This is a genomic window from Winogradskyella pacifica (genome assembly GCF_013403915.1).
GTDB lineage: Bacteria > Bacteroidota > Bacteroidia > Flavobacteriales > Flavobacteriaceae > Winogradskyella > Winogradskyella pacifica.
Window position 1 is genome coordinate 147,772 of sequence record NZ_JABFDI010000010.1, and the last position, 10,010, is coordinate 157,781.

Genomic DNA, 10,010 nt, shown 5'->3' on the forward strand with positions numbered 1-10,010 from the left:
ATGGGACGTAAGATTTTATTGTCTATTATCGCTTTACTTTTCTTTCTAAAAACAAATGCACAATGCGCTATGTGTAGAGCTGTTTTAGAAAGTGGGGAAGATCAAAATATGGCCGAAGGTATTAATGATGGTATCGTTTTCTTAATGGCTGTACCTTATATTTTGGTTGGTGCTCTTGGTTTTATTATTTACAGAAAATTCAGTAAACCAGATAAAACAGAAAATGCAAATCAAAGTTTGTAACATTTCTGGCAATTTGTAGTCTTATGAATAGAGTTAAGGTAAAGTCAATTAGTCTATGAGATTTAGGATTTCACCATACTTCTAAAAATAAGCGTATTAATAGACGTTAAACAAGAATTTTTTTAAATTAAGTGTAACACTTAAGGGGTTACATAGACCAATAAGCATCATGAAAAAATCAATCATAATAGTATTGCTTCTTTTTGGGGTTTTAGCACAAGGACAAAATAAAAAATGGACCTTAAAAGAATGTGTAGAATATGCCTTAGAAAATAATATTTCTGTTAAACAAAGTGCGTTAGATTTAGAGCTTGCAGATGTAGATAAACTTACAGCGAAAGGTAATTTTTTACCATCACTTAGCGCTAGTGGTGGAGTCTCAGAAAATACAGGTTTAAGTTTTAACCCTGTAACAAATAATGCGCAAACCACCACTTTTTTATCTGTTACAGGTAGAATTAATGTAGGTTATACATTGTTTGATGGACTTAGAAATTTTAGACAATTGCAGCGCGCAGACATCTCTAAAATAGCAAGTCAATATCGTTTGGATAAAATGAAAGACGATATTTCACTTTTTGTAGCTAATAACTATTTACAAGTCATATTAAATAAGGCAAATCTCGAGGTTTTTAAGTCTCAAAATGAAGTCACCAAAGCACAGATTCAAAGAACGCAAGAATTAGTTGATGCCGGATCTTTACCTAGAGGCGATCTTTTAGAGATTAAAGCAACAGATGCTAGTGAACAGCAATCTATTATTAATGCAGAAAATAGTATTCAGATTTCACTAATTAGTTTGGCACAATTATTATTAATTAAAGATTATGAAAATTTTGATATTGAAGATGAAGGCTACGACATCGTAGACGATGGTATTTCAAGTAAAAATGTATCAGAAATCGTATCCAAAGCTAAAGAAACACGTTCTGAAATTAAGATTGCAGAGCAAAATGTAGAATTAGCAAAAAAAGATTTACAGATTTCTAAAAGTGCTAATTACCCAACATTATCAGCTTTCTTTGGTTACGACACAAGATATACAGATGCAACATCGTTTATTCAACAAATAGACAGTGATAATCCAATAACCACACAACAAATAGGTACGGTTGAAGGGACAGGTCAATCTGTAGTTGCTCAGGTTCCGAATACAAGTACAGTTGTTCTTGGGGCAGACCCTTTTATAGACCAACTGTATCAAAACGATGGTATTTCTTATGGCTTGCAATTAAATATTCCTATTTTAAATGGATTTACAACTAAAGGAAATATTCAAAGAAGTAAAATTAATTTAGAGCGTTCTAAATTTCAATTAGAACAAGCAGAATTAGATTTAGAATCTACAGTGTACCAAGCTTATGTTGATGCTAAAGGAACTTTAAAATCTTATGAAGCAGCAAAATTAGCTGTAGAATCTCAAGAATTAGCTTACGATTACGCTAGAGAACGTTATGACGTTGGTCTAACCAATGCTTTCGATTTTAGCCAGTCTAAGCTTAGATATGACAACGCTAATATCGAATTAAATCGTGCTAAATACGATTACATATTTAAGTTAAAGGTTCTCGAATTGTATTTCGGAATTCCAGCAACTGAACTAAAGTTTTAATTATGAGCAAAACAGTAAAAATTATTATCGGACTTTTCATTGTAGGACTATTAGTCGTAGTTGCAGGATCTAAAATGGGATGGTTTGGTGAAAAAGGAGATTTTAAAGAAGTCACTATTAAAGAAGTGACTTTAAAAGATATTGTTGAAACCGTATCTGCTACAGGAAAGATTCAGCCAGAAGTAGAAGTGAAAATATCTTCAGAAGTATCAGGTGAAATTTTAGAGTTACCATTCAAAGAAGGTCAAGAAGTTAAGAAAGGTGATTTGTTAGTTCGTGTAAATCCAGATTTAATTCAGTCTGCGGTAAGTAGAACTCAGGCGTCGTATCAAAATGTAAGAGCAGGTTTAGAACAAGCAGAGGCTAATTTAAAACAAGCCAAAGCTGATTACGAGAGAAACCAAACTCTTTTTAACAAAGGCGTTATTTCTAAATCAGAATGGGACCGTTCTATTGCAGCTTATGAAACTGCTGTTGCTGGTAAAAGTTCGGCTTATTACAGTGTGCAAAGTGCTGCAGCTACAGTAAATGAAGCTAAAGATAATTTAAGTAGAACAACGATTTATTCTCCAATGACAGGTACAATTTCACTCTTAAGTGTAGAGTTAGGTGAACGTGTGGTTGGCACGCAACAAATGGCGGGTACACCAATTTTGAGTGTAGCTAACCTAAAGAATATGGAAGTTGAAGTTGATGTGAATGAAAATGACATTGTAAAAGTAAATATTGGTGATTCTACAATTGTTGAAGTTGATGCTTACTTAAAGAAACAATTTAAAGGAGTTGTTACGGCCATTGCCAATTCAGCTGCTGGTACTTTAGCCGCAGATCAGGTGACTAATTTTAAAGTTAAAGTTAGAATAATAGAAGAGTCTTATAAAGATTTAACTGAAGGGAAACCTGAAACATATTCACCTTTTAGGCCAGGAATGACTGCTACTGTAGACATCATTACAAAAACTAGAAAAGATGCTATTTCGGTACCCATCAGTGCCATTGTGATTAAAACAGATACGAGCTCGACCAAAAAGACATATGAAAAAACAACAACTGTAGATACAGGAGATTTTGATACTGAAGAGCAAAAATTTGAATGCGTATTTGTAAACGAAAATGGCAAAGCCAAACTGAGAGTTATTAAGACAGGTATTCAAGATGATACAAATATTGAAATCGTTTCAGGATTAACTAAAGATGATGAAATCATTACAGGGCCATACATCATGGTTTCTAAAAACCTTAGCCCAGGAGATTTAATTCAAGTAAAAAATAAAAGTTCCTTAGAAGCTTCTGACGTTAAAAGCGAGGAATAAAAAACACCAATTAGCTAATGGCATTAGTGCTAAATATAGAAACAGCAACTACAAATTGTTCAGTCTCTCTATCTAAGGATGGAGAGACTTTAGTTTTAAAAGAAGATAATAGTTTAGGCTATTCTCACGCAGAGACTTTACATCTTTTTATAGATGAAGTTTTTAAGATTTCAAAAATTAAACCTTCTGAAATAGATGCTGTAGCCGTGAGTAAAGGACCTGGTTCTTATACAGGTTTACGCATAGGTGTGTCTTCAGCAAAAGGGTTGTGTTTCGCATTAAATAAACCATTAATAGCTATTTCAACGTTAGAAAGTTTAGCGCATCAAGTAACCATTGCTGATGGGTTTATTGTTTCGATGTTAGATGCCCGACGTATGGAAGTGTATTCAGCAATTTATAATTCAAATTTAGAATTGCATAGAGAAATAGAAGCCGAAATCCTCACAGAAGAGAGTTTTAGCGCGCTTTTAAAGGATCATAAAGTTTATTTTGTAGGAAATGGTGTAGAAAAGACTAAAAGCTTAATTCAGCATCCTAATGCTGTATTTGTAGATGGAAAATTACCTTCTGCAAATGAGATGGCTTCTTTAGTAGAAAATAAGCACAAAAAAAGCGACACCGAAGATGTCGCTTATTTTGAACCTTATTATTTAAAGGATTTTGTAGCTTTAAAAAAGAAAGCTTAACCTTCCTTTTGTATTTCTACTTGATGTGGGTAAGGTATATCAATACCAGCCGCATCTAATGCTTCTTTGGTTTGTTCTGTGATATCAAATTTTACAGCCCAATAATCAGGTGTGTTAACCCAAACTCTAGTGAAAAAGTTAATTGAGCTATCCGCTAATTCAGATACGTTAATGGCTGGTGCCGGATCCTGAAGTATTAGAGGATGTTTTTGTATAACGGCTAAAATCACCTCTTTAGTTTTTTTAATGTCAGAATCGTAGCCTACGCCAAATGTCCAATCTACGCGTCGTTTATCTTCTGTTGAAAAGTTTATTATATTACCATTAGAAAGACTTCCATTAGGAATAATAATTTCTTTGTTGTCTGGTGTTAATAACTTGGTGGTAAAGATTTCAATTTCTTTAACGGTTCCAGCTTCACCTTGTGCTTCGATATAATCGCCTAATTTAATTGGCTTAAATATCATAAGTAAAACACCGCCTGCAAAATTAGCTAAAGACCCTTGTAAAGCTAAACCTATAGCCAAACCAGCAGCAGCAATAATAGCAGCAAATGAGGTTGTTTCAACACCCACTGTACCTAATACGACAATAATGAGAAGAATTTTTAAAACCCAACTAATAAGATTTAATAAGAATTTTTTTAGGCTTTCGTCATAATCACCTTTATTCAATGCTTTTTTAGAACCTTTTAATAGCATTTTAATTGCCCAGCCACCAATAATCCATATAAGTATAGCTCCAATAACTTTTGGGCCAAACTCAATAATAAAATTGTAACCTTCGTCAATCCATTTTTGTGTGTCCATAGAATTTTTTTGATTTTTAATTTATTTTGAGAGACTAGATATATAATCAACTACCTTGATTAAATCACCTTCCTCTTTTAGATTAATTTTATTTTTCTTTATAAAAGATTTTAACTTACTTGCTTCGTTCGGAAAGGCTTTTAATAAATCTTTCTTTTTCTGAGAAATATATGTAATCGTATCATTATAGTCTATATAATAAACATCTTTATTTCTAACATATCTTGCAGGTATGTCTTTTTCATAGGAAGAAGCTGCATTAACTTTTTTATGAAATGTTATTGATTCTTCTTTTAAAAGTGCAGATTTGTTTGTTTCATTTACGACAACTAAAAAACCTTTTTTAGATACTCCTTTATTATTAATAAAACTTTCTGTTCTGTATAGTTTACTACTTTGACTAAATTTAATCTCATAATCAACATTGTTATCCAATAAAAGAACTTTATTATCGCCTATATTAACTTCCATTTCACCGTTAAGTGCGTTATACCTTCCATTGTAAATCTTATCTTTAAATTGAGCTATAACTATTGGTGTGAAGTTTTTATTTATATATTTTGATCCTTCAGTATCCGTATTTTCATCAACGGCTCTAATAGAAACGATTCTTCCTCTTGAATCCACATTTACATTTTGTGCATCAATAGCATAACAGGTACAACATAATGCAATTAATAGCATTTTAATTTTTTTCATAACTATCTTTTTTTAAATTAACCTAATATTAGAAGGCAGTAATCTTAGATTTTTACTTTTTATTTACTAAGGTTTTAATTTTTTTTAAGTTGGATATTACGATAACTGCCGTAAAGCTTAAATGAACTATTATTCAGACACAAAAAAAATAAAATGTGTCAGATAAATATACGAAATTTTAACCATTGATGGCGTTAACACTAATAGAGTTGTCATTCAGCATATCTTTCAACATAGTCTCAATACCATTTTTAAGAGTGAAAGTTGATGATGGGCAGCCACTACAAGCTCCTTGTAATAACACTTCAACTTTTTTGGTGGCTTCATCGTAAGATATAAATTCAATATTTCCTCCATCGCTTTCAACAGCTGGCTTAATGTATTCTTCTAAAATATTTATAATATTTTTTGAAATATCATCTAAAGCTTCGAATTTTTGCTCAATAGCTTCTTCTGTTTTTTTCAACTGTTTCGGAGCATCATCATTTAAAATGGTTTTTCCATCTTCAACATAAGATTTTAAAAACTCTCGCAATTGAAGTGTGATCTCTTCCCATTCTATAATATCAAACTTAGTAATAGAAATAAAATTCTTTTCCATGTAAATATTCTTCACAAATGGAAATTGGAATAAAGCTGTTGCTAAAGGAGATGGCTTAGCGTCTTCAATTGAGGTAAACTCATATAAATTTGGCACTAACACTTTGTTACATACAAATTTTAATACACCAGGATTAGGTGTGCTTTCTGCATATACAGTTACCGCAGCCTTAGGTTTTATAGCATCTTCACTTACTACAATATCATTTTTAGATAAATAATCTTCAATTTGTTGCGCAACTTCATTTTCTACATCTTTCCATTCAACGATATTGTAACGTTCTATGGCTATAAAATTTGAAGCGATATATACTTTTTTAACAAATGGAAGGTAAAATAATTGCTGAGCCAAAGGAGAATGTTTGGCGTCGTCTATGTTGTTGAACTCGAAACTATTATGATTGGTTAAAAATCGATCAGCCTCAAATTTCTTAATGGCGTCGTTAGAAGTAGAGACTATTGAAATCTTAGTTTGTGACATCTTTTTTATTTGCAAAAGTATGAAATATCAAGCTTAAAAGTTCAACCTTTAGATGATGTTTTATAACTATAAATAAAGTCAATTGATATAATTTGACTAAATTTCGTGATCAACCAAATTTACGCGTCGTTTTTTGTTTTAACTTATAAGTTTTAGCGTAATTGAATTGAAGTATTGAATTATGAAAAAAACCTTATGTTTTCTTGCCTTAATGATCTCTACAATTAGTTTTGCTCAAGATATATCAATGCAAAACGGAACGTTTACACGTTGTGCACCAGATAAGTTTTTTGATTCTGGCGGGGAGTATGGTAATTATGATACAGATGAAAATTTTGTAACTACTATTTGTCCAGAAAACCCAGGTGAATTTACAATTCTTGATTTTCAGTTCTTCTTTACACAGACAGGTGATGACGGAGATGTAATGACTATTTATGATGGTGATAATAATACGACAGCACCAGTATTGGGGATTTATGATGGGCCTGTTGGAGCTTTTAATGTTAGAGCTTCGGAAACTAATGCTTCAGGTTGTTTAACTATTGAGTTTATTTCTAATGAGAATGGAACTAGTCCTGGTTGGGATGCTGATATCTTATGTGCTACAGCTTGTCAGGATATTATTGCAACTGTAGATAGTACAATTCCTGCCGCTAATGATGCTGGCGTTATAGGGATTCTGCCAGGGGAGTCCGTTGACTTTTCTGGAAGCGCAACATTTTCTATAGCCGATACTGGTGCTACTTATGATTGGGATTTTGGTGACGGAAATGATGCTACTGGAGTTAATGCGACTCATACTTTTAATAGTCCGGGGACGTATACGATTTCGTTAACAGTTACCGATGCCAATCCACAAGGTTGTTCAGATACGGCCACAATCACCGTTTTTGTATTAGGACCAAATATTGTTGTAGATCAAGATATTTTTACTGTAGACCAATTAATTGAAAATGTTTTAGTAAATAGCCCATGTGCATCTGTATCTAATGTTATTGCTGTAACAGGAAATACACACAGTGCCGATGAACCAAATGGGATCGGTTATTTTTTTAGTAATGGAACTGATTTTCCTTTTGAAGATGGTTTGTTGCTAACTAGTGGTGATGCTAGTAATGCGGCTGGACCTAATAATGTTACTTTAAGTGATGGGACTGCTGCTTGGCCTGGCGATGATAGCTTAGATTCGGCAGTTGGGGTCAATTCTCTAAATGCTACCTCCATTCAATTCGATTTTATTCCTTTGGCAGATAGTATAACCTTTCAATTTTTTATGGCTTCCGAAGAGTATAATATGGGGAGTTTTGAATGTAATTATTCCGATGCTTTTGCTTTTCTTCTAACAGATTCCTCTGGTAATGTTACTAATTTAGCAGTTTTGCCAAATTCAAATGACCCTATCTTGGTGACGAACGTACATCCCGATAATGGGGAATGGTGTGGAGGTGCCAATGAACAGTATTTTGGTGGTTATATCCCTGATGGACAGCCTCCAATAGCCTTTGATGGTCAAACCCGAATTTTTACGGCGAGGGCTCCAGTTGTTTCAGGTGAAACATATACCATAAAATATGTGATTGCAGATGATGGGGATAATCAATTAGATTCAGGTGTTTTCATAAAAGCAGGAAGTTTCAATTTAGGTGGAAATTTAGGTGATGATATGACTATTGAACGTGGGAATGCCCAATGTTATGGTACAGAGGTAATATTAGATACAAGGCTCGATACCGCAAGTCATGTTTGGTATAAAGATGGAGTTGTTATTCCTGGTGAAACCTCTTCAACTTTCAGTGTCACTGAGCCAGGAATCTATTTTGCTGATTTTGAATTAGATAATGTTTGTTCTGGTTCTGCAGATTCAGTAACGATAGAATTTAAAGATAGTCCAATTGCTAATACTGCTATAGATTTAGTAGAATGTAGTGAAACAGGTGCAGAGGAGTTTAATCTTGCAGTGAACGATACTAATGTATTAGGAAGTCAAGATTCAACAAGTTTTCCTATAAGTTATCACTTATCAGAACAAGATGCCATAGATAATTTAGGGGCTTTACCAAGTCTCTATACTAATACCGCTAGTCCTCAAATCATTTGGGCACGTATAGCCGAGGTTTCACAAACTTGTTTTTCTATAACGTCATTTTCGTTAACTACAGTATTAGCTCCTACAATTAATCCTGTTGCAGATTTAGAAATCTGTGATGATATAACTAATGACGGTTTCGCTAATTTTGATTTGAGCGCACAAACATTAAATATATTAGGAGCGCAATCTCTAGCAGATTTTACGGTGACTTATCATTTAAATTTTGCAGATGCCGATTCAGGAGATAATGCTTTACCTTTAGACTATACGAATACTGTAGATTCACAACCTATATTTGTTAGAGTGACGAGTTTAGGGGATACAAACTGTTATAGTGCTTCAACGTCTGCCATGTTTAATTTAGTGGTTAATAATAGAGCTTTAGCCACACCTCCCAATGATTTGGAAGTGTGTGACGACATTAGCAATGATGGACTTGCTACTTTTGATTTAAACAGTCAAAAAGGTGTTATTCTTGGAGGGCAAGATCCAATGGTCTACGAGGTCTCATTTCATACGAGCCAAGATGATGCAAATAATAATGCTGATGCGTTACCAGAGAGTTACACTAACAACACAGTAAATCTAGAAACGGTATATGTAAGGGTAGAAGATCCATTATTTCCGAGTTGTTATAGTACCACAACTTTCGATTTAATAGTTAACCCCCTACCACAATTAGTAGCGCCAAGTGCTTTAGAAGTTTGTGACGATGGTACGCCAGACGGTCTCACAGAAATGGATTTAAGTCTAAAGAACACAGAAATCACAGGAAACAATCCTGCATATTCTGTAAGTTACTATGAGACTTTGGTAGAAGCAGAAACAGAAACAAATCCATTGCCAACTTTATATACCAATACAAGTAATGGACAAATCATTTTTGTACGTGTAGAAAACATCAATACAGGCTGTTACGATACCACTAATTTAGAATTAGTAGTAGAGCAAGCGCCAATAGCCTTTACACCACAGCCACTGAGATACTGTGATCCAGATAATGATGGTTTTGGGGTGTTTACACTTACGGATGCTGATAATGAAATTACTGGCGGAGCCTCAGGTCTAGAGGTGACCTACCACGAAACAGAAATCAATGCAGAAAATGGAGTTGATGCTATAGATACTACAGTGAGTTATAACAATATTGTACAAAATGGACAAATCTTATTTGCACGAATAGAAAGTCCAACAATCGCGACAGACTGTGCTACGATTGTTGTGTTAGAATTAATAGTAGAGCCAACGCCACAATTAATCGCGCCAACAGCACTCGAAGCTTGTGATGATATTTCAGCAGATGGCTTTGCAACTTTTGATTTAACGACTAAAGTATCAGAATTACTAAACGGTCAAGATCCGTTACAGTATATAGTGAGCTATTACGAGAGTGAGGCGAATGCTGAAGCAGCGAACAACCCTATAAACAATCCACTCGCTTATACCAATACAGACGATTTTAATCAAATCAT

8 protein-coding genes are annotated in these 10,010 nt (G+C 33.8%); 5 read left to right on the plus strand and 3 right to left on the minus strand.

All coding sequences use genetic code 11. The annotated features are described in order from the left end of the window. The 4 genes from HM984_RS10735 to tsaB all read left to right on the plus strand — a co-directional run bounded on the left by HM984_RS10735 (window position 1) and on the right by tsaB (window position 3,857). Window positions 1-243, plus strand: coding sequence for a CAMCR motif-containing small membrane protein (locus tag HM984_RS10735; protein ID WP_115810388.1), 243 nt, complete (start codon window positions 1-3; stop codon window positions 241-243). Between the two features lie 169 nt (window positions 244-412). Then, the gene (locus HM984_RS10740) at window positions 413-1,855 is read left to right on the plus strand and encodes a TolC family protein (RefSeq protein ID WP_179349159.1); all 1,443 of its coding nucleotides are present in this window, start codon (window positions 413-415) and stop codon (window positions 1,853-1,855) included. A 2-nt stretch (window positions 1,856-1,857) separates the two neighbouring features. Next, a complete protein-coding gene (locus tag HM984_RS10745) occupies window positions 1,858-3,168 on the plus strand; it encodes an efflux RND transporter periplasmic adaptor subunit (protein ID WP_179349160.1) in 1,311 nt (436 codons plus the stop codon). 17 nt (window positions 3,169-3,185) lie between these two features. After that, on the plus strand, window positions 3,186-3,857 hold the full coding sequence (gene tsaB / locus HM984_RS10750) for a tRNA (adenosine(37)-N6)-threonylcarbamoyltransferase complex dimerization subunit type 1 TsaB (RefSeq protein WP_179349161.1): 672 nt from the start codon (window positions 3,186-3,188) through the stop codon (window positions 3,855-3,857). Here tsaB and HM984_RS10755 read toward each other — a convergent pair. The 3 genes from HM984_RS10755 to HM984_RS10765 all read right to left on the minus strand — a co-directional run bounded on the left by HM984_RS10755 (window position 3,854) and on the right by HM984_RS10765 (window position 6,446). Continuing rightward, entirely contained in the window at window positions 3,854-4,666 is an 813-nt protein-coding gene (locus HM984_RS10755) for a mechanosensitive ion channel family protein (RefSeq protein WP_179349162.1), read from the minus strand. The genes tsaB and HM984_RS10755 overlap by 4 nt on opposite strands. A gap of 21 nt (window positions 4,667-4,687) precedes the next feature. Continuing rightward, window positions 4,688-5,365 (minus strand): hypothetical protein, encoded by a 678-nt coding sequence (locus HM984_RS10760; RefSeq protein ID WP_179349163.1) that lies wholly within the window; start codon window positions 5,363-5,365, stop codon window positions 4,688-4,690. Window positions 5,366-5,543: 178 nt separating this feature from the next. Continuing rightward, a complete protein-coding gene (locus tag HM984_RS10765; protein ID WP_115810378.1) occupies window positions 5,544-6,446 on the minus strand; it encodes a NifU family protein in 903 nt (300 codons plus the stop codon). A gap of 181 nt (window positions 6,447-6,627) precedes the next feature. Here HM984_RS10765 and HM984_RS10770 point away from each other — a divergent pair. Continuing rightward, a partial coding sequence (locus HM984_RS10770; RefSeq protein WP_257018488.1) for an FIDD domain-containing protein occupies window positions 6,628-10,010 on the plus strand: 3,383 nt, incomplete at its 3' end.

Coding starts and splice junctions, on each gene's coding strand:
- HM984_RS10735 (WP_115810388.1), top strand. CDS start 1: ATGGGACGTAAGATTTTATTGTCTATTATCGCTTTACTTTTCTTTCTA.
- HM984_RS10740 (WP_179349159.1), top strand. CDS start 413: ATGAAAAAATCAATCATAATAGTATTGCTTCTTTTTGGGGTTTTAGCA.
- HM984_RS10745 (WP_179349160.1), top strand. CDS start 1,858: ATGAGCAAAACAGTAAAAATTATTATCGGACTTTTCATTGTAGGACTA.
- tsaB (WP_179349161.1), top strand. CDS start 3,186: ATGGCATTAGTGCTAAATATAGAAACAGCAACTACAAATTGTTCAGTC.
- HM984_RS10755 (WP_179349162.1), bottom strand. CDS start 4,666: ATGGACACACAAAAATGGATTGACGAAGGTTACAATTTTATTATTGAG.
- HM984_RS10760 (WP_179349163.1), bottom strand. CDS start 5,365: ATGAAAAAAATTAAAATGCTATTAATTGCATTATGTTGTACCTGTTAT.
- HM984_RS10765 (WP_115810378.1), bottom strand. CDS start 6,446: ATGTCACAAACTAAGATTTCAATAGTCTCTACTTCTAACGACGCCATT.